This is a genomic window from Pseudomonas sp. SG-MS2, from assembly GCF_009933855.1.
GTDB classification, from domain to species: domain Bacteria; phylum Pseudomonadota; class Gammaproteobacteria; order Pseudomonadales; family Pseudomonadaceae; genus Aquipseudomonas; species Aquipseudomonas putida_E.
The window spans coordinates 1-19,293 of the sequence record NZ_MOMO01000166.1 but is presented as its reverse complement, the minus strand read 5'-3'; the positions used below and the strand labels follow the sequence as shown (position 1 = coordinate 19,293).

The window sequence follows — 19,293 nt, the reverse complement described above, 5'->3', positions numbered from 1 at the left end:
CATCAGGGGTAGCAAGTTACACATTGATCACCCCCAGATAATTGCCAGCCGCTCTGGCCTGCGCATAAAAAAACGCCCCGAGGTCATCAGGGCGTTTTTGCATACCGGCATGCAGTGCTTACTGGAACAGCGACTCACTGGACAGGCCATTCTTCTCCAGGATCTCACGCAGGCGCTTGAGCCCCTCTACCTGAATCTGCCGCACTCGCTCGCGGGTAAGGCCGATTTCCAGGCCTACATCCTCCAAGGTGCTGCTTTCATGCCCGCGCAGACCAAAACGGCGTACCACCACTTCGCGCTGCTTGTCGGTGAGCTCGCCCAGCCACTGGTCGATGCTCTGTGACAGGTCGTCATCCTGCAGCAGCTCGCACGGGTCGGTAGGACGATCGTCGGTGAGTGTATCGAGCAGGGTCTTGTCCGAATCTGGCCCGAGCGAAACATCCACCGACGATACCCGCTCGTTAAGACCAAGCATGCGCTTGACCTCGGCAACGGGTTTTTCCAGCAGGGTGGCGATCTCTTCAGGGGAAGGTTCGTGGTCGAGCTTTTGGGTCAACTCCCGCGCGGCACGCAGGTAGACGTTGAGCTCCTTGACCACGTGGATCGGCAGACGAATGGTGCGGGTCTGGTTCATGATCGCCCGCTCGATGGTCTGGCGGATCCACCACGTCGCATAGGTCGAGAAACGGAAACCGCGCTCCGGGTCGAACTTCTCGACTGCACGAATCAAACCCAGGTTCCCCTCCTCGATGAGATCGAGCAAGGACAGGCCGCGGTTCACGTAACGACGGGCGATTTTCACAACCAGGCGCAGGTTGCTTTCGATCATGCGCTTGCGCCCGGCTGGGTCACCCTTCTGCGACAGCCTCGCGAAGTGAACTTCCTCTTCCGGTGAAAGCAGAGGCGAGAAACCGATCTCGTTGAGGTACAACTGGGTGGCATCGAGCGCCCGGCTGTAATCGATGTATTTATGCTGCTTGAGCGTAGAGCCTGACTTGGCCCTGGTCCGAACCGACGGTACAGCAGGTTCGTCTGACACCACATCCGTTTCCAAAACGATGCCCGTCTCCATCAGGAGAACGTCATCGTCGATGTCAAACTCCGGCGCTTCTTTATTGAGAGCCATTGTTATAGTCCTTTGCTGAGTTCGAACTCAGACTCGAGCGGCGCCTGCATCCCTGGCATCGCTGGAGCCTCTCCCCTCTACTTCAGAGGAACAGGCCGGGGACAACAATCAACGCCGTGGCAGGAACTGGAGAGGATCGACGGGTTTGCCCTGGCGGCGAATCTCGAAATGCAGCTTCACCCGATCAGTGCCCGTGGACCCCATTTCAGCAATCGACTGCCCTGCCTTGACCTTCTGCCCCTCCCGAACCAACAGCCTGCGGTTGTGACCGTAGGCACTGACGTAGGTATCGCTGTGCTTGATGATGATCAGTTCGCCGTAGCCCCGCAAGCCACTCCCGGCGTAGACCACCGCACCATCAGACGCAGCAAAAACAGGCTGTCCCAAATCACCGGCGATATCAATGCCTTTATTCAAACTACCGTTTGAAGCGAATTTTCCAATCAGCACGCCATTTGCAGGCCAGGTCCAACCGCCCACCGCGCGCTCTGCGGCGGGCACCGTGGTAACGACCGGCGTAGGCGTGGTTCGCGTTGTTGGCGTCGTTTTCCCGCCGCTGGCGGGCGCCGTGATAGGTTTTCCAACGGGGCGACGAATGACCGTCGTCCTGCTCGAAGAAGAGGGGCTGGACACCACCGTGGTACTGCCGGTAGCGCCGCTGCTGAAGCGGATCGCCTGGCCAGGCCGGATGGTGTACGGGGCAGCGATGCCATTGCGTGCGGCGAGCTCCTTGTAGTCCCAGCCGTAGCGAAACGCAATGGAGAACAGCGTATCGCCTGGTTTGACCACATACTGCCCGGAGGTCACGGTCGGCCGCTTGGGCGCCGCATTGCTGCGGTCGACCACGCGTGCGCCGCCCGAGCCGGTGCTGGAGCAACCCGTCAGCAGGGCGCCCATGGCCAGTGCAATCACCAGAAGCTTGAAACCCAACCAATCCTTGCGCTGCCGAATGACTGTGTGCCCCACCCGCGCTCCCCTCATGGTGCCGAAAATCGAAAATACAGAAAGAAATGCAATAATGTTGCAATTATAACCGAGCGCCACTGCATTGGCAGGCTCGGTGCACAGGCTCAGTAAAGAGCCGGGATGCCCCGCCAGATAGACAGGGCGATGCGGCAAGAATTCGTCGCCACCACAAATATTCCCTGCAGCTCAAGCCACCGGGCCATTGAGCAGCGGTACAAAGCGCACAGCGCCCAGTACACGGCGAGAGAAGCCCTGCTCCTCACGCACGATAAGCATCAACTGCTGGACTTCACCAGCAGGGCCTACCGGGATGACCATTCGCCCACCAGGAGCCAGCTGGTCGAGCAGTGCCTGCGGCACTTCCGGCGCCACGGCGGTAACGATGATGCCGTTGTAGGGGGCCAGCGCCTGCCAGCCGTCGCACCCATCCCCCCAGCGGAACACCACGTTGCGCAGGTTCAATTCGACCAGGCGTTCCTTGGCTCGGTCCTGCAGGACCTTGATGCGCTCCACCGAGAACACCCGCTCCACCAGTTGGGCAAGGATGGCCGTCTGGTAACCGGAGCCGGTACCGATCTCCAGCACCTTGTCCAGCGGCCCGGCCTCCAGTAACAGCTCACTCATGTGTGCGACCATGAATGGCTGGGAGATGGTCTGGTTGTGCCCGATTGGCAGCGCGGTGTCTTCGTAGGCGCGGTGGGCCAGGGCCTCATCGACGAACAGATGGCGCGGCGTACGGCGGATGGCATCGAGCACCTTGGGGTTCGATACGCCCTCTTCGCACAGGCGCTGGATCAGGCGCTCGCGGGTACGCTGGGAGGTCATGCCGATACCTCGGCGCTGCAGATCGTCCTGTTCGCGCATCAGAGCACGCCCTCCAGCCAACCGTGGAGCTGCTCGAAGGCATCGTTGAAGGTGCGGTCCAGTTGCAGCGGGGTGATCGACACGTAACCTTGCATCACCGCGTGGAAGTCGGTACCCGGCCCACCGTCCTCGGCATCACCGGCCACGGCGATCCAGTAGCCTTCCTTGCCGCGCGGGTTGACCACCTTGGTCGGTGCCGCCGCCCGCGCCCGGTGACCGAGACGGGTGACCTGTATGCCACGGATGTGCTCCAGCGGCAGGTTGGGAATATTGACGTTGAGGACCGTACGCGGCGGCAGTTCCAGGCGTGACTGCGCCTCGACCAGCCGGCGGGCGATGAACGCTGCAGTCGGCAGGTTGTCGGGCAGACGCGACAGTAACGAGAATGCCAACGACGTACCGCCGAGGAAGCGCCCCTCCAGCGCGGCAGCGACCGTGCCGGAATAGATCACGTCATCCCCCAGGTTGGCACCGAGGTTGATCCCCGAGACAACCATGTCCGGTGTTTCCGGCAACAGGCCATTGAGCCCCAGGTGCACGCAATCGGTGGGCGTGCCATTGAGGCTGATGAAACCGTTGGCCAGGGTTTGCGGGTGCAACGGCCGGTCCAGCGTCAGCGAACTGCCGGCGCCGCTCTTGTCTTGATCCGGGGCGATCACCACGCACTCGGCATAATCCACCAGCGCACCGTGGAGCGCGGCGAGGCCAGGTGCCGTAACACCGTCGTCATTCGAAATCAGAATACGCATGGGCTGTCCGTCTGCCCTGCCGGCACCAGATCGACGAGTTCGCGCACCACCACGGTGGCGAAGCATCCGGCCGGAAGGACGAATTCCAGTTGCAGGATATCAGGCTCGGGATAATGCCACGTCAGGCCGCCAATAGGGAGCCGCAGGATGCGCCGTTCGTGACTCATGCCTGCATTGGCCAACCATTGGCACAGCAATGCATGCTGCTCGCCTATCGTCGTCTCCAGCGTCGCGGCCGCGCCGGCCGCAGGAGACGGGCCTTCGCCCCACATCGGGCCGGTAGGATGCAAGTCCAGAATGGCCAGGCGAGGGTCTGAGCATTCCTGTTCACCCGCCGAAAAAAAACTGCGGCTATCGGTGAATGCCAACAGGTCACCGATTTGGGCCCGCTGCCAGCTGCCGTCGGCAACGCGGGCAGCCAGTACCTGGTTGAACAGGTAGCTGCGGGCAGCCGAGAGCAGCCGCGAACGCACGTTGCGCTGCTCAGGCAGGGCCTTGCGGGCAGCCCAGTGCTGGGCATCCTGGACATTGCCGCCGCCATGCCCGAAACGCTGGCCGCCGAAGTAGTTCGGCACACCCTGCTGTTTGAGCGTCTGCAGGCGGGCATCGAGGGCAGCATGATCAGCCGCCAGCGCCGTTAGGCGCAGGGTGAAGCCATTGGCCGAATGGGCGCCGCGCTGCAGTTTGCGCTGGTGACGCACCTGCTTGAGCACACGCAGGGTGGCATCTTCGGCACGCGACAGGTCGGGGTCTGCCTTGCCAGGCAGGTGCAGGCTGAACCACTGGCGCGTCAGGGCCTGGCGATCCTTGAGGCCGGCGTAGCTGATCGAGCGCACCGGCACACCAGCGGCTCGCGCCAGGCGGCGGGCAGCTTCCTCAGTGTTGAGGTCGCGCTTCTCAACCCACAACCACAGGTGCTCGCCCTGGCCCGAAAGCGGAATGTCCAGCACCTCATCGACCTGGAAGTCTTCGGCCACAGCCTTGAGTATCGCAGTGCCCAGGGGTTGGCCCGATGCGCGAGGGCCCAGCAGTTCCAGTTCGGTCATGCTGGCAGCAGCAGGGCGACCGCGTGCACGGCGATACCCTCCTCGCGGCCGGTGAAACCGAGTTTCTCGGTGGTAGTGGCCTTGACGTTGACCTGGTCGAGTTCGACCTGCAGGTCCTCGGCGATCCGTTGGCGCATGGTTTCGATATGCGGAGCCATTTTCGGCGCCTGGGCAACGATGGTGGCGTCGACATTACCGACTTTCCAGCCTTTGGCCTGGACAATGCCGACCACATGGCGCAGCAGCACGCGGCTGTCGGCGCCCTTGAATTGCGGGTCGGTATCGGGGAAGTGCTTGCCGATGTCCCCGAGCCCCGCCGCGCCAAGCAAGGCATCGCTCAGGGCATGCAGCAGCACGTCACCGTCGGAATGGGCCAGGAGGCCGTATTTGTGGGGGATACGCACCCCACCCAGGGTAATGAAATCACCGTCGCAAAAACGGTGCACATCGTAGCCGTGGCCAATACGCATAGAAAAACGCCCTGATTGAGTCAGGGCGTGATTCTACCTTCATTTGGAGCTGCAAGCTGCAAGCTGCAAGCCACAAGCAAAAAGCAGGCGTTGTGCTGCCCGCACTTTCTTGCGGCTTGAAGCTTGCAGCGTGTAGCTGCAGCCCTACCCCCGGCCAAGTGCCACTGCGTGGTGGCGCAGGTGCTCATCGATGAAGCTGGCGATGAAGTAATAGCTATGGTCATAGCCAGGTTGCAGGCGCAGGCTCAACGCATGCCCCCCTTTGCGGGCCGCCTGCTCCAGCGCTTCAGGCTTGAGCTGCTTGGCAAGGAAGTCGTCACGGTCGCCCTGATCCACCAGCAACGGCGGGCATTCGCCCGCTGGCGTCTCGGCAAGCAGCACACTGGCATCCCACTCGCGCCAGCGCGCCCGGTCTTCACCCAGATAACGGCTGAAGGCCTTTTCACCCCAAGGGCAATCCATCGGATTGCTGATCGGCGAGAACGCCGACACAGAGCGGTAGCGCCCCGGGTTGCGCAGGGCGCAGACCAGCGCGCCGTGCCCACCCATGGAGTGGCCACTGATGCTGCGCTGATCCGAGGCCGGGAAGTGCGCCTCGATCAGCTCTGGCAGCTCCTGGACCACATAGTCGTGCATGCGGTAGTGCTTCGCCCAAGGCTGCTGGGTGGCATTGAGGTAGAAGCCGGCGCCCAGGCCGAAGTCCCAGGCACCGTCAGGGTCGCCCGGCACCTGCTCGCCACGCGGGCTGGTATCGGGCGCGACGATGATCAGGCCAAGCTCGGCGGCCAGGCGCTGGGCGCCGGCCTTCTGCATGAAGTTCTCGTCGGTGCACGTCAGGCCGCTGAGCCAGTACAGCACTGGCAGCTTTTCGCCCTGTTCGGCCTGCGGCGGCAGGTAAACGGCGAACACCATGTCGCAACCCAGCACCTTGGAGTGATGCCGGTAACGCTTGTGCCAGCCGCCGAAGCTTTTCTGGCAGGAGATGTTATCCAGGCTCATGGCTCACCTCAGAAGTGGATCACGCTGCGGATGCTCTTGCCTTCATGCATCAGGTCGAAAGCCTTGTTGATATCTTCAAGGCCCATGGTATGCGTGATGAAGGTGTCCAGCGGAATCTCGCCCTTCTCGGACATTTCCACGTAGCTTGGCAGTTCGGTACGGCCGCGCACGCCACCGAAGGCAGAACCGCGCCAGACGCGACCGGTCACCAGCTGGAACGGGCGAGTGGCGATTTCCTGGCCGGCACCGGCGACACCGATGATCACCGACTCACCCCAACCCTTGTGGCAGCACTCCAGGGCCGCGCGCATCAGTTGCACGTTGCCGATACATTCGAACGAAAAGTCCACGCCGCCATCGGTAAGGTCGACGATCACTTCCTGGATCGGGCGATCGTAATCCTTCGGGTTGATGCAGTCGGTGGCGCCCAGTTGACGGGCGATCTCGAACTTGGCCGGGTTGATGTCGATGGCGATGATGCGCGATGCCTTGGCTTTGACTGCGCCTATGACCGCCGACAGGCCGATACCGCCCAGGCCGAAGATGGCCACTGTGTCACCCGGCTTGACCTTGGCAGTGTTGAGCACTGCACCGATACCGGTGGTCACGCCGCAACCGAGCAGGCAGACCTTTTCCAGCGGCGCTTGCTTCTGGATCTTGGCGACGGAGATTTCCGGCAGCACGGTGTACTCGGAGAAGGTCGAGGTGCCCATGTAGTGGAACAGCTGCTGGCCCTTGTACGAGAAACGGGTGGTGCCGTCCGGCATCAACCCCTTGCCCTGGGTGGCACGTATGGCCTGGCACAGGTTGGTCTTGCCCGAGCGGCAGAATTTGCACTGACCACACTCAGGGGTATACAGCGGGATCACGTGATCGCCGACCGCCACGGAGGTGACGCCCTCACCTACCGCCTCGACGATCGCGCCACCTTCATGGCCCAGAATCGACGGGAAGATACCTTCCGGGTCGGCACCCGACAGGGTATAGGCGTCGGTGTGGCAAACACCGCTGGCCACAACACGCAGCAGGACTTCGCCGGCCTTGGGCATGGCCACATCCACTTCGACGATTTCCAGAGGTTTCTTGGCCTCGAAGGCTACAGCGGCACGGGACTTGATCATCAAAGGTCTCCAGACAAAGGGTCAGTTCAGACATGCAGTGTAATTCAGCTTGTTTTGATGAATAATCGCGACGAAGACAAAACATTATTGCCGTACAGGGACAATCAATGAGCAGCCGCTGGGAGGGTATCGATGAATTCGTAGCCGTGGCCGAATCGGGCCAATTCACGGCCGCTGCCGAGCGCATGGGCGTATCGTCGTCGCACATAAGCCGGCAGATCGCCCGCCTTGAGGAGCGTTTGCAAACCCGCCTGCTGTATCGCAGCACGCGTCGCGTGACCCTGAGTGAGGCCGGGCAGACATTCCTGCAACATTGCCAACGCCTGCAGGATGGCCGTGAAGAAGCACTGCGTGCCATGGGCGACTTGGCCAGCGAACCCAAGGGGCTATTGCGCATGACCTGTGCTGTGGCTTATGGCGAGCGCTTCATCGTGCCGCTGGTGACGCGCTTCATGGCGCTGTATCCACAGTTGCGGGTCGAGGTGGAGTTGAGCAACCGCACGCTGGACCTGCTGCACGAAGGCATGGACCTGGCGATTCGCCTGGGGCGGCTTGCCGATTCGAGGTTGGTGGCGACGCGCCTGGCGCCACGGCGCATGTACCTGTGCGCTTCACCCGCCTACCTTGAGCGCTACGGCCGTCCACACAGCCTGTCGGAACTGGCCCGGCACAACTGCCTGGTGGGCAGCACGGACCTGTGGGCGTTGCAACAGGACGGGCGCGAGATCAGCCAGCGGGTGCAGGGCAACTGGCGGTGCAACAGTGGCCAGGCGGTGCTGGATGCCGCTTTGCTGGGAATGGGGCTGTGCCAGCTGCCGGATTACTACGTACTGGAACACCTCAACAGCGGCGCGCTGGTGTCGCTGCTGGAGGCGCATCAGCCGCCCAATACGGCGGTGTGGGCGCTGTATCCGCAGCAGCGGCACCTGTCGCCCAAGGTTCGGCGGCTGGTGGATTATCTGAAGGAAGGGTTGGCGGGGATGCCTGAGTACCGAATGGTCTGACAGTTTACCGGGTCCGCTTTGCAGCCCAATCGCCGGCAAGCCGGCCCCCCCCACTGGGTTTGCGCTGAACTTGAGAGCAGCGGGGTAACCTGTGGCCGGCTTGCCGGCGATTGGGCCGTGAGGCGGACCCGGCAATCTCAGCGGCGCCCTGACCAACGCTGGCGCAGCCACTCCAGGTCTTCCGGGCGGGTCACCTTGATGTTGTCGCTGCGCCCTTCGATCAGCCGCGGCGCCTGGCCGGACCATTCGATGGCCGAAGCTTCATCGGTGACCACCACATCGGACACCAGGCACTCGGCCAAGGCCCGATGCAACGCCCCCAGGCGGAACATTTGAGGCGTAAAGGCCTGCCAGATGGTACTGCGATCCACGGTGGCGCTGACCCGGCCATTGGCATCGGCGCGCTTTAGCGTGTCACGCGCAGGCACCGCCAGCAGCCCTCCTACCGGGTCATCAGCCAACTGCGACAACAAACGGTCAAGATCCGTGCGTGCCAAGTTTGGCCGCGCCGCATCGTGCACCAACACCCAGTCAGTGTCCGCCGCACCTTGGGCATGCAACAGCAACAAGGCATTGAGCACCGAGTCGGCGCGCTCACGCCCACCTGACGCTCGCTGGATGCGGGAATCGCTGGCGCAGCGCAAGCCAGGCCAGTAAGGATCATCCGCAGCAATGCTGACCACCACGCCCTTGAGCGCCGGATGGCCAAGAAAACAGTCGAGGCTATGCTCGAGAAGGGTCTGCCCACCCAATTGCAAATACTGCTTCGGGCGGTCGGCAGCCATGCGGGCACCAACACCCGCAGCAGGAATTACGGCCCAGAAGGCCGGTAGGGTTTCGATCATTTTTGCGGCAGCTGGAAGAGGGTTTCACCCTCTTTGACCATCCCCAATTCGTGGCGAGCCCGTTCTTCAACGGTCTCCATACCTTTTTTCAATTCCAGGACCTCGGCATAGAGCACGCGGTTACGCTCCAGCAGCCGCTCGTTCTCGGCATGCTGCTCGTCGATCTGCTGCTTGAGCTCAGCCACTTGCGCCAGGCTGCCGTTACCCACCCACAGGCGGTACTGCAGGCCACCAAGCAGCAGGAGCAGGACAAGGAACAACCAATAGGGACTGCGCATCAAGGTATCCAGGTTAAAAAGACCGCCGCGAACAGGCAGACCTCAAATAGCACGAAGCCTGGCCGAGGCCAGGCTTCGTCGACAGAAACCCGCATCATGTGTCAGAAATTTCAGTAAGAAAGTTCCGACAGCTTCGGCTGCTGTCTTTTTACCATCTCTTGCTTAGCCGCGAAACTCGGCACGACCGCGGTAAACCGCTTTGGCGCCCAGTTGTTCTTCGATGCGCAGCAACTGGTTGTACTTGGAGACACGGTCGGAACGGCACAGCGAGCCGGTCTTGATCTGGCCAGCGGCGGTACCCACAGCCAGGTCGGCAATGGTCGAGTCTTCGGTTTCACCGGAGCGATGCGAGATCACAGCGGTGTAGCCTGCGGCCTTGGCCATCTGGATGGCTTCCAGGGTTTCGGTCAGCGAGCCGATCTGGTTGAACTTGATCAGGATCGAGTTACCGATGCCCTTCTCGATGCCTTCCTTGAGGATCTTGGTGTTGGTCACGAACAGGTCGTCACCGACCAGTTGCACCTTCTCGCCGATCTTGTCGGTGAGGATCTTCCAGCCAGCCCAGTCGGACTCATCCAGACCGTCTTCGATCGAGATGATCGGGAAGCGCTCGGTGAGGCCTTTCAGGTAGTCGGCAAAGCCTTCGGCGTCGAACGACTTGCCTTCACCGGACAGGTTGTACTTGCCGTCTTCGTAGAATTCGGAGGCCGCGCAGTCGAGGGCCAGGGTCACGTCGGTGCCCAGTTTGTAGCCGGCTTTTTCCACGGCTTCAGCGATGGCGCCCAGGGCGTCTTCGTTGGAAGCCAGGTTCGGCGCGAAGCCACCTTCGTCACCCACTGCGGTGTTCAGGCCACGGGCCTTGAGCACAGCCTTGAGGTGATGGAAGATCTCGGTGCCCATGCGCAGGCCATCGGAGAAGGTCTTGGCGCCAACCGGCTGCACCATGAACTCCTGGATGTCGACGTTGTTGTCGGCGTGCTCGCCACCGTTGATGATGTTCATCATCGGAACCGGCATCGAATACTGGCCTGGGGTGCCGTTGAGGTTGGCGATGTGCGCGTACAGCGGCAGGTCCTGGTCCTGGGCAGCAGCCTTGGCAGCAGCCAGGGAAACAGCCAGGATGGCGTTGGCGCCCAGCTTGGCCTTGTTCTCGGTACCGTCCAGTTCGATCATGGCGCGGTCCAGAGCCTTCTGGTCGGAAGGGTCCTTGCCCAGCAGCAGGTCACGGATCGGGCCGTTGATGTTGCCAACAGCTTTCAGCACGCCCTTGCCCATGTAACGGCTCTTGTCGCCATCACGCAGCTCCAGCGCTTCGCGCGAGCCGGTGGAAGCACCGGACGGCGCGCAAGCGCTGCCGATGATGCCGTTGTCGAGCAGTACATCGGCTTCCACGGTGGGGTTGCCACGCGAATCGAGAACTTCACGACCTTTGATGTCGACGATTTTTGCCATTGTTGTAAGCACTCCAGAATTGACGAAAACAACGCAGCTTTAGGAAATTCTTGCCTTGCACCAGGCGTAGATGCAGCAGGCAGGCCTGGCAGAAGCAGCCCCTGACCGGCGGGTCAGGGGCAGAACGGACGGTACTTTACCCGAGAAATGAGCTTTGCGCGGTTTATACCGTCGGAAAACTCACAAAGCCTGGGCTCAGGCCTTGTTCTTCTGCGCCAGAGCGGCCTTGACGAAGCCACTGAACAGCGGGTGGCCATCACGCGGGGTCGAGGTGAACTCGGGGTGGAACTGGCAGGCGACGAACCACGGGTGGTCCTTGGACTCGACCACTTCAACCAGCGCACCGTCTTCGGAACGACCGGATACCACCAGGCCGGCATCGACCAGTTGCGGCAGCAGGTTGTTGTTCACTTCGTAGCGGTGGCGATGGCGCTCGGTGATCACGTCCTTGCCATAGCAGTCATGCACCTTGGAGCCGGCAGCCAGTTGGCAATCCTGCGCACCCAGGCGCATGGTGCCACCCAGGTCGGAGGCTTCGGTACGGGTCTCGACAGCGCCAGTGGCATCGGCCCACTCGGTGATCAGGCCAACGACCGGGTGGCCGCTGTTGCGATCGAACTCGGTGGAGTTGGCGTCTTTCCAGCCCATCACATTGCGGGCGAATTCGATCACGGCAACTTGCATGCCCAGGCAGATACCCAGGTATGGCACCTTGTTCTCACGGGCATACTGCACCGCGGTGATCTTGCCTTCCACGCCACGCAGGCCGAAACCGCCCGGCACCAGAATGGCGTCTGCGCCTTCGAGCAGGCTGGTACCCTGGTTCTCGATATCTTCGGAATCGATGTAACGCAGGTTGACCTTGGTGCGGTTGGTGATGCCGGCGTGGCTCATCGCTTCGATCAGCGACTTGTACGCGTCCAGCAGCTCCATGTATTTGCCGACCATGGCGATGGTCACTTCGTGCTCAGGGTTGAGCTTGGCGTCGACTACCTTGTCCCACTCGGACAGGTCGGCGCTGCTGCACTGCAGGCCGAAGCGCTCGACGACGAAATCGTCCAGGCCCTGGGCATGCAGAATGCCCGGGATCTTGTAGATGGTGTCGGCGTCTTCAAGGGCAATCACCGCACGTTCTTCAACGTTGGTGAACTGGGCGATCTTGCGGCGCGACGAGTTGTCGATCGGGTGGTCGGAGCGGCAGACCAGCACGTCAGGCTGCAGGCCGATGGAGCGCAGTTCCTTGACCGAGTGCTGAGTCGGCTTGGTCTTGGTCTCACCAGCGGTGGCGATGTACGGCACCAGCGTCAGGTGCATCAGCATCGCGCGCTTGGCGCCGACTTCGAAGCGCAACTGGCGGATCGCCTCGAGGAACGGCTGCGACTCGATGTCGCCCACGGTACCACCGATTTCCACCAGGGCCACATCGGCATCGCCGGCGCCCTTGATGATGCGACGCTTGATCTCGTCGGTGATGTGCGGGATGACCTGGATGGTCGCGCCCAGGTAATCACCACGACGCTCTTTACGCAGCACGTGCTCGTAGATGCGGCCGGTGGTGAAGTTGTTGTTCTGGGTCATGGTCGTGCGGATGAACCGCTCGTAATGGCCCAGGTCGAGGTCGGTCTCGGCGCCGTCGTGGGTGACGAATACTTCACCGTGCTGGAACGGACTCATGGTGCCAGGATCGACGTTGATGTACGGATCCAGCTTGAGCATGGTGACCTTTAGCCCCCGCGCTTCCAGGATGGCCGCCAGGGAAGCCGAGGCAATGCCTTTCCCCAATGAAGAAACAACACCGCCCGTGACGAATATGTAGCGCGTCATGAAAAACCCTAGAAGTCTGCGTTAAGGCGGCCAGCGCCGCCGGAGAAAGCGAAGGAAGGCCGAAGCCCCCGATCACCTGCGTCAATCACAGTGCATCTCGAAAAACTGCCGCGTCTGTACAGACCAGGGTTATCCCCGGCATGGAGCTCGCTCGTCATTTCCAGAATCAGCCCAGCAAAAAACTGCGTGGTAATCGGCAACTGCCGTGTTTCCGAGGAACGCACAGAAGTTGTATCAAGAAGGGAGGGTAGTCTACCGGAATGTACCCTTCAGCTCAAACCTTGCGCGTTCGTCGGAGGCTGCCAGTGGAGCTGGCAATCGGCCTGCGCCAATCGGGGCAGATTGGCCACTGCCAGCAAGCGCTCGCCACGATACAGCAGTGGCAGGCGCGGTCGCACGAAGTGCGGGACGTGCAGCTCATTGAGCAGGCGCTTGAGGTCGCGCTTGCCCCGCCCTGGTATGTCCAGCACTTCCCCGCCCTGGCGGTAGGCGATGCGCAAATCACCTAGCGGGGCGCCCTGCAGGCTGACGCTGCCGTTCCCGGGCAATGGCAACGGGCTACCGGGCATCTCCCAGCGCAGCGTCCCGCCGACAGGCTGCAGCCAGTCACCACACAACCACCAGATCCGCCCGTGACTGCGCTCCAGCTTGCCGTCGGTCAGCTGCCAGGCAGGCTGGGAATCGACTGCCGCATCACGCAGGGCCGCCCAACCGGCCCAATGCCGGGTGTCGGGCAGACGGGTGCGCAGGCTCAACCAATATTGCAGGGCATTGCGCTGACGGGCTGGCGAAAGCGCCACCAGGCTCGCGAGGTCAAGCGAGTCGATCCCTGACCACATGGCAGGCGCCCCCTCCCGGGCCACGGCCAGGTCAGCCTGGGCCAGCTCATCAAGCAGCCCGAGCGCCTCACCCAGATGCTCGGCACCGCGAGCCAGGGCCTGGCTGGCCTTCGGCCAACGCTGCTGCAATAGCGGGAACACCTCTGCGCGCAGGAAGTTGCGGGCAAAGGCCGTATCTGCGTTGGACGGATCTTCGGCCCAGATCAACCCATGGGTTTGTGCATATTCATGCAACTGCGCGCGAGAAACGTTCAGCAGCGGCCTGACCACGCGGCCGCGCCCCAGCGGGCGCTGCTGCGGCATTGCGGCCAGGCCACGCAGGCCGGCACCGCGCAGAAGCCGGAACAGCAAGGTTTCGGCCTGATCATCACAGTGCTGCCCCGTGAAAAGGACGTCGCCCGCGCCAAGAACGGTCTCGAATGCCGCATACCGAGCATCGCGCGCAGCCTGCTCCAGGCTCGCCCCGGCAGGGACCTGAACGTGGATGACGGTGAGTTCGATGCCCAGCCGCTCACACACCGCGGTGCAATGGCCTGGCCAGGCATCGGCGGCAGGTTGCAGGCCGTGGTGGATGTGGATGGCATGGAGCGGCGGCGTTGCGTGGATGCGGGCGTAGTCGGCCAGCCAGTGCAGGAGGACGGTGGAGTCGAGGCCACCGGAGAAGGCGATGTACCAGGCAGGGGCATTGAGCCAAGGGGTGAGGTTGATCATTGGAGCCTCACGCGGCTTGAAAGCGTTGGGGGCGCTTTGCGCCCCCAGCGGTGCATCAGAGACCGTAGCTCATCAAGCGCTCATAACGACGGGCCAGCAGCGTGTCGTTGTCGAGCTTGCCGAGCATGTCCAGCTGCTGAACCAGGTCAGCGCGAATGCTTTCGGACATCTGCGCCGGGTCACGATGGGCGCCGCCCAGCGGTTCCTGGATGACCTTGTCGACGATGTTCAGGCTTTTCAGGCGCTCGGCGGTGATGCCCATGGCCTCGGCAGCGTCCGCAGCCTTGTCTGCGGTCTTCCACAGGATCGAGGCGCAACCTTCCGGCGAGATCACCGAGTAAGTGGAGTATTGCAGCATGTTCAGCTGGTCACACACACCGATGGCCAGTGCACCGCCGGAACCACCTTCACCGATGACGGTGGCGATGATCGGGGTCTTCAGGCGTGCCATGACACGCAGGTTCCAGGCGATCGCCTCGCTCTGGTTGCGTTCTTCTGCGTCGATGCCTGGGTATGCACCCGGGGTGTCGATGAAGGTCAGGATAGGCATCTTGAAGCGCTCGGCCATTTCCATCAGGCGGCAAGCCTTGCGGTAGCCTTCAGGGCGCGGCATGCCGAAGTTGCGGCGAACCTTTTCGCGCACTTCACGGCCCTTCTGGTGGCCGATGACCATGACCGGCTTGCCATCCAGGCGCGCGGTACCACCGACGATGGCAGCATCATCTGAGAAGTGACGGTCGCCGTGCAGCTCTTCGAACTCGGTGAAGATGTGCTCCAGGTAGTCCAGGGTGTAAGGACGACGCGGGTGACGGGCCAGGCGGGCGATCTGCCAGCTGGTCAGGTTGCCGAAGATGCTTTCGGTCAGAGTGTTGCTCTTGTCTTGCAGACGGGCAATTTCATCGCTGATGTTCAGCGAGTTGTCGTTACCCACCAAACGCAGCCCTTCGATCTTGGCTTGCAGGTCGGCAATCGGCTGTTCGAAATCGAGAAAATTCGGGTTCATAGTCATCCGTCTTGGGTCTACGGCCAGGCGGCCGGCCGGTTGATCCGTTTGGCGCCCTACCTTAAGGGATCAGGCGCATTCAGGTCGAGATTAAATTTCGTCGGTTCAACGATATTGCAGGAAGACGTTCTCACGCCCGAACTGGTCACGCAGCGCCTGAATCAAGCCATCGGCCGGGTCGATCGACCATTGGTCGCCGAACTGCAGCATCGCCTTGGCGTCGCTGCCGGTGTATTCGAGGGTGATCGGGCAACCACCGCGATGGCGGGTGATCAGCTCGCCCAGCCAGTTCAGGCGGTCGCCCTTGAGGGCATCGTGGGTGATCTTCAGGCGCAGGCTCTCGGCCAGCTTGGTACGGGCATCTTCCATGGTCATCACCTGCTTGACACGCAGGCGCAGGCCACCGGAAAAGTCGTCATTGCTGACCTCACCCTCAACCACGACCATGGCATCGTTCTGCAACAACGCCTGGGCGCCCATGAAGGCATCGGCGAACAGCGACGCTTCGATACGCCCGGAGCGGTCATCGAGGGTGACAAAGCCCATCTTGTCGCCCTTCTTGTTCTTCATCACGCGCATGGCAATGATCATGCCGGCGATAGTCTGCGTCTCGCGGGAGGGTTTCAGATCGATGATGCGCTGGCGGGCGAAACGGCGGATCTCCCCTTCATATTCATCGATCGGGTGGCCGGTGAGGTATACGCCAAGGGTATCCTTCTCGCCCTTCAGGCGCTCCTTGAGCGTCAGTTCACGCACCTTGCGGTGGTTGGCGTAAACATCGGAGTCCTCCTCGACGAACAGCCCGCCGAACAGATCGACGTGACCGCTATCGGCGGTGCGTGCCGTCTGCTCAGCAGCCTTGATCGCTTCTTCGAGGGCCGACAGCAAGGTCGCGCGATTGATGTCGATACTGGCGTGGTAGGCCTTGATCTCATCATGAAAGTGCGGGCCCAGGCGGTCCAGTGCGCCACTGCGGATCAGCGCATCGAGTGTGCGTTTGTTCACCCGCTTGAGGTCGACCCGCTCACAGAAGTCGAACAGGTCCTTGAATGGGCCACCCTCGGCGCGTGCCTCGACAATGGCCTCCACCGGGCCTTCACCCACGCCTTTGATGGCGCCCAGGCCATAGATGATGCGGCCGTCGTCATTGACCGTGAACTTGAACTCCGAGGCATTCACGTCAGGCGCATCGAGGCGCAGCTTCATGCTGCGCACTTCTTCGATCAGCACCACCACCTTGTCGGTGTTGTGCATGTCCGCCGACAGGACCGCGGCCATGAACGGCGCCGGATAATGAGTCTTGAGCCAGGCGGTCTGGTAAGACACCAGACCGTAGGCCGCCGAGTGGGACTTGTTGAAGCCGTAACCGGCAAACTTTTCCACCAGGTCGAAGATGTTGCCGGCGAGGTCTGCATCGATGTTGTTGGCGACGCAACCTTCGATGAAGCCACCGCGCTGCTTGGCCATTTCCTCAGGCTTTTTCTTACCCATGGCGCGGCGCAGCATGTCGGCGCCGCCGAGGGTGTACCCCGCCATGACCTGGGCAATCTGCATCACCTGTTCCTGATACAGGATGATGCCGTAGGTCGGCGCAAGAACAGGCTTGAGGCCTTCGTACTGGTAGTCCGAGTGCGGGTAGGCGAGTTCGGCGCGGCCGTGCTTGCGGTTGATGAAGTCGTCCACCATGCCCGATTGCAGGGGGCCTGGGCGGAACAATGCCACCAGTGCGATAAGGTCTTCCAGGCAGTCGGGCTTGAGCTTTTTGATCAGCTCCTTCATGCCGCGCGATTCGAGCTGGAATACCGCCGTGGTTTCGGCCTTCTGCAGCAACTCGTAGGTCTTGCGATCGTCCAGCGGGATGAAGTCGATGTTGACGTCGGGCAGGTTGTTCTTGGCCTGCTCGCGGTTGATCGTCTCCATCGCCCACTTGATGATGGTCAGGGTACGCAGGCCAAGGAAGTCGAACTTGACCAGACCGGCGGCCTCGACATCGTCCTTGTCGAACTGGGTCACCAGGCCGCCGCCCTCTTCATCACAGGCGATCGGCGAGAAATCGGTGAGCTTGGTCGGGGCGATTACCACACCACCGGCGTGCTTGCCGGTACCCCGGGTGACACCTTCGAGCTTGAGCGCCATCTCCCAGATTTCGCGGGCGTCTTCGTCGCCCTTGAGGAAGTCGCGCAGGATCTCTTCCTGCTCATACGCCTTCTCCAGGGTCATGCCCACTTCGAACGGGATCATCTTCGACAAACGGTCGGCCAGGCCATAGGACTTGCCCTGCACCCGCGCCACGTCGCGTACCACTGCCTTGGCGGCCATGGTACCGAAGGTGATGATCTGGCTGACCGCATTGCGCCCGTAGGCGTCGGCCACGTAGTCGATCACCCGGTCGCGGCCATCCATGCAGAAGTCGACGTCGAAGTCGGGCATGGAAACACGTTCGGGGTTGAGGAAACGTTCGAACAGCAGGTCGTAGGCCAGAGGATCGAGGTCGGTGATCTTCAGTACGTAGGCCACTAGCGAGCCGGCACCCGAACCACGGCCCGGGCCTACCGGCACGCCGTTGTTCTTGGCCCACTTGATGAAGTCCATCACGATCAGGAAGTAACCCGGGAAACCCATCTGGATGATGATGTCCAGTTCGAACTTCAGGCGGTCCAGGTAGAGCTGGCGCTTCTCTTCGTAATTGGGCGTGGTCTCCTTGGGCCAGAGCACCGCCAGGCGCTCCTCCAGGCCTTCGTGCGAAACATGGCGCAAGTAGTCGTCGATGCCCATGCCATTGGGCGTCGGGAAGTCGGGCAGGAAGTACTTGCCCAGCTGGACCTGGATGTTGCAGCGTTTGGCGATTTCGACGGTGTTGGCAATCGCGTCGGGCAGGTCGCTGAACAGCTCGGCCATTTCATCCGCGCTTTTGAGGTACTGCTGGTCGCTGTACATGCGCGGGCGACGCGGGTCGTCCAGGGTCCAGCCTTCACCGATGCACACGCGGCTTTCGTGGGCGTCGAAGTCCGACTGCTTGATAAAACGCACATCATTGGTGGCCACCAGCGGCGCGCCGACCTTGTCGGCCAGCGCCACGGCAGCGTGCACGTATTCTTCATCACCGGCACGATTGGTACGCTGCACCTCGACGTAAAAACGTTCAGGGAACATGCCCATCCAGTCGTGCAGCAGCGCCTCGGCCTCAGTGGTACGGCCGGCCATCAGGGCCATACCGATATCGCCCTCTTTGCCGGCGGACAGGGCAATCAGACCTTCGCTGGCCGGGGCGATCCACTCACGCTGCAGAATGACCAGGCCATTGCGCTGGCCGTCAGTCCAGCCTCGGGAGATCAGCTCGGTAAGGTTGCGGTAACCCTTGGGGTTCATCGCCAGGAAGCAGATGCGCGACAGCGGCGCTTCAGGGTCGGCACCGGCCAGCCACAGGTCAGCACCGCAGATCGGCTTGATGCCCGCGCCCATGGCGGCCTTGTAGAACTTCACCAACGCGCACATGTTGCTCTGGTCGGTAATCGCCACCGCGGGCATGTTCATCCCGGCCAGCGCCTTGGCCAGCGGTTTGATCCGCACCAGGCCGTCGACCAGCGAAAATTCGGAGTGGACGCGCAGGTGAACGAAGGGAACCGACATGGAAGATCCTGTAGCAGTGCTGAACGACAAGGGCGGGATTGTAGCGTAAAAGCGAGGGGGTTTTGGGGACGCAAGGCGACCCCAACAGGCTAGATCAGAGAATCGGTAATGCCTTCGCGGGCTTCCCAAGCGGCCCGTACCGGCGCAAAGGAGCGCCGATGAATGGGCGTGGGCCCTAGCCGGGCCAAGGCTTGCAGGTGTACCGGCGTCGGATACCCCTTGTGCCCGCCAATCCCATAGCCCGGATAGATCAGCTCGAATGCGCTCATCTCGCGATCGCGGGTCACTTTGGCCAGGATCGACGCTGCAGCGATGGCCGGCACCTGGCTATCACCCTTGATAACCGGCGCAGCCGGCACCGACAGT

The 19,293-nt window shown here is 62.0% G+C and carries 17 protein-coding genes; 1 reads left to right on the top strand and 16 read right to left on the bottom strand.

What is annotated here, in order from left to right:
• Positions 1–118: 118 nt before the first annotated feature.
• The 8 genes from rpoS to BLX42_RS14110 all read right to left on the bottom strand — a co-directional run bounded on the left by rpoS (position 119) and on the right by BLX42_RS14110 (position 7,341).
• The gene (rpoS, locus tag BLX42_RS14145) at positions 119–1,126 is read right to left on the bottom strand and encodes an RNA polymerase sigma factor RpoS (RefSeq protein ID WP_012315872.1); all 1,008 of its coding nucleotides are present in this window, start codon (positions 1,124–1,126) and stop codon (positions 119–121) included.
• A 108-nt stretch (positions 1,127–1,234) separates the two neighbouring features.
• Complete coding sequence (locus BLX42_RS14140) at positions 1,235–2,092, bottom strand: peptidoglycan DD-metalloendopeptidase family protein (protein WP_046788323.1); 858 nt, start codon at positions 2,090–2,092, stop codon at positions 1,235–1,237.
• A 186-nt stretch (positions 2,093–2,278) separates the two neighbouring features.
• Positions 2,279–2,917, bottom strand: a complete 639-nt coding sequence (locus BLX42_RS14135) for a protein-L-isoaspartate(D-aspartate) O-methyltransferase (protein WP_161872020.1) — start codon at positions 2,915–2,917, stop codon at positions 2,279–2,281.
• 38 nt (positions 2,918–2,955) lie between these two features.
• Complete coding sequence (surE, locus tag BLX42_RS14130) at positions 2,956–3,705, bottom strand: 5'/3'-nucleotidase SurE (RefSeq protein ID WP_039601868.1); 750 nt, start codon at positions 3,703–3,705, stop codon at positions 2,956–2,958.
• Positions 3,693–4,751, bottom strand: coding sequence for a tRNA pseudouridine(13) synthase TruD (truD, locus tag BLX42_RS14125; protein WP_046788322.1), 1,059 nt, complete (start codon positions 4,749–4,751; stop codon positions 3,693–3,695). Before truD ends, surE begins: the two co-directional genes overlap by 13 nt.
• On the bottom strand, positions 4,748–5,221 hold the full coding sequence (gene ispF, locus BLX42_RS14120; RefSeq protein WP_046788321.1) for a 2-C-methyl-D-erythritol 2,4-cyclodiphosphate synthase: 474 nt from the start codon (positions 5,219–5,221) through the stop codon (positions 4,748–4,750). Before ispF ends, truD begins: the two co-directional genes overlap by 4 nt.
• Positions 5,222–5,365: 144 nt before the next feature.
• On the bottom strand, positions 5,366–6,220 hold the full coding sequence (fghA, locus tag BLX42_RS14115; protein WP_115274045.1) for an S-formylglutathione hydrolase: 855 nt from the start codon (positions 6,218–6,220) through the stop codon (positions 5,366–5,368).
• A gap of 8 nt (positions 6,221–6,228) precedes the next feature.
• A complete protein-coding gene (locus BLX42_RS14110) occupies positions 6,229–7,341 on the bottom strand; it encodes an S-(hydroxymethyl)glutathione dehydrogenase/class III alcohol dehydrogenase (RefSeq protein ID WP_046788319.1) in 1,113 nt (370 codons plus the stop codon).
• A gap of 107 nt (positions 7,342–7,448) precedes the next feature.
• On the opposite strand from BLX42_RS14110, the gene BLX42_RS14105 reads away from it, so the two are divergent.
• Positions 7,449–8,345 (top strand): LysR substrate-binding domain-containing protein, encoded by an 897-nt coding sequence (locus BLX42_RS14105; protein WP_115274044.1) that lies wholly within the window; start codon positions 7,449–7,451, stop codon positions 8,343–8,345.
• Between the two features lie 137 nt (positions 8,346–8,482).
• Here BLX42_RS14105 and ispD read toward each other — a convergent pair whose 3' ends face one another.
• The 8 genes from ispD to BLX42_RS14065 form a co-directional block, all read right to left on the bottom strand.
• Complete coding sequence (ispD, locus tag BLX42_RS14100) at positions 8,483–9,190, bottom strand: 2-C-methyl-D-erythritol 4-phosphate cytidylyltransferase (RefSeq protein WP_119687646.1); 708 nt, start codon at positions 9,188–9,190, stop codon at positions 8,483–8,485.
• Positions 9,187–9,468, bottom strand: coding sequence for a cell division protein FtsB (ftsB, locus tag BLX42_RS14095; protein WP_012315882.1), 282 nt, complete (start codon positions 9,466–9,468; stop codon positions 9,187–9,189). The genes ispD and ftsB overlap by 4 nt, the downstream gene beginning before the upstream one ends.
• Before the next feature lie 162 nt (positions 9,469–9,630).
• A complete protein-coding gene (eno, locus tag BLX42_RS14090; RefSeq protein ID WP_012315883.1) occupies positions 9,631–10,920 on the bottom strand; it encodes a phosphopyruvate hydratase in 1,290 nt (429 codons plus the stop codon).
• 195 nt (positions 10,921–11,115) lie between these two features.
• Positions 11,116–12,744 carry a CTP synthase gene (locus tag BLX42_RS14085; RefSeq protein ID WP_046788316.1) on the bottom strand — a complete coding sequence of 543 codons (1,629 nt, stop codon included), beginning with the start codon at positions 12,742–12,744 and terminating at the stop codon, positions 11,116–11,118.
• A 269-nt stretch (positions 12,745–13,013) separates the two neighbouring features.
• Positions 13,014–14,294 (bottom strand): tRNA lysidine(34) synthetase TilS, encoded by a 1,281-nt coding sequence (gene tilS / locus BLX42_RS14080; RefSeq protein ID WP_046788315.1) that lies wholly within the window; start codon positions 14,292–14,294, stop codon positions 13,014–13,016.
• A gap of 55 nt (positions 14,295–14,349) precedes the next feature.
• Positions 14,350–15,297 carry an acetyl-CoA carboxylase carboxyl transferase subunit alpha gene (accA, locus tag BLX42_RS14075; RefSeq protein WP_042111686.1) on the bottom strand — a complete coding sequence of 316 codons (948 nt, stop codon included), beginning with the start codon at positions 15,295–15,297 and terminating at the stop codon, positions 14,350–14,352.
• 105 nt (positions 15,298–15,402) lie between these two features.
• Positions 15,403–18,927: a DNA polymerase III subunit alpha gene (gene dnaE / locus BLX42_RS14070; RefSeq protein ID WP_046788314.1), complete on the bottom strand. Its 3,525-nt coding sequence runs from the start codon at positions 18,925–18,927 to the stop codon at positions 15,403–15,405.
• A gap of 89 nt (positions 18,928–19,016) precedes the next feature.
• On the bottom strand, positions 19,017–19,293 hold a 277-nt coding region (locus BLX42_RS14065), incomplete at its 5' end, for a ribonuclease HII (protein ID WP_371926675.1).

What these genes read in the sequence shown, in the direction of transcription:
- ftsB (WP_012315882.1), bottom strand. Translation starts at nt 9,468, where the DNA reads ATGCGCAGTCCCTATTGGTTGTTCCTTGTCCTGCTCCTGCTGCTTGGT.
- rpoS (WP_012315872.1), bottom strand. Translation starts at nt 1,126, where the DNA reads ATGGCTCTCAATAAAGAAGCGCCGGAGTTTGACATCGACGATGACGTT.
- BLX42_RS14085 (WP_046788316.1), bottom strand. Translation starts at nt 12,744, where the DNA reads ATGACGCGCTACATATTCGTCACGGGCGGTGTTGTTTCTTCATTGGGG.
- ispD (WP_119687646.1), bottom strand. Translation starts at nt 9,190, where the DNA reads ATGATCGAAACCCTACCGGCCTTCTGGGCCGTAATTCCTGCTGCGGGT.
- BLX42_RS14105 (WP_115274044.1), top strand. Translation starts at nt 7,449, where the DNA reads ATGAGCAGCCGCTGGGAGGGTATCGATGAATTCGTAGCCGTGGCCGAA.
- BLX42_RS14110 (WP_046788319.1), bottom strand. Translation starts at nt 7,341, where the DNA reads ATGATCAAGTCCCGTGCCGCTGTAGCCTTCGAGGCCAAGAAACCTCTG.
- tilS (WP_046788315.1), bottom strand. Translation starts at nt 14,294, where the DNA reads ATGATCAACCTCACCCCTTGGCTCAATGCCCCTGCCTGGTACATCGCC.
- surE (WP_039601868.1), bottom strand. Translation starts at nt 3,705, where the DNA reads ATGCGTATTCTGATTTCGAATGACGACGGTGTTACGGCACCTGGCCTC.
- eno (WP_012315883.1), bottom strand. Translation starts at nt 10,920, where the DNA reads ATGGCAAAAATCGTCGACATCAAAGGTCGTGAAGTTCTCGATTCGCGT.
- fghA (WP_115274045.1), bottom strand. Translation starts at nt 6,220, where the DNA reads ATGAGCCTGGATAACATCTCCTGCCAGAAAAGCTTCGGCGGCTGGCAC.
- truD (WP_046788322.1), bottom strand. Translation starts at nt 4,751, where the DNA reads ATGACCGAACTGGAACTGCTGGGCCCTCGCGCATCGGGCCAACCCCTG.
- ispF (WP_046788321.1), bottom strand. Translation starts at nt 5,221, where the DNA reads ATGCGTATTGGCCACGGCTACGATGTGCACCGTTTTTGCGACGGTGAT.
- BLX42_RS14135 (WP_161872020.1), bottom strand. Translation starts at nt 2,917, where the DNA reads ATGACCTCCCAGCGTACCCGCGAGCGCCTGATCCAGCGCCTGTGCGAA.
- accA (WP_042111686.1), bottom strand. Translation starts at nt 15,297, where the DNA reads ATGAACCCGAATTTTCTCGATTTCGAACAGCCGATTGCCGACCTGCAA.
- dnaE (WP_046788314.1), bottom strand. Translation starts at nt 18,927, where the DNA reads ATGTCGGTTCCCTTCGTTCACCTGCGCGTCCACTCCGAATTTTCGCTG.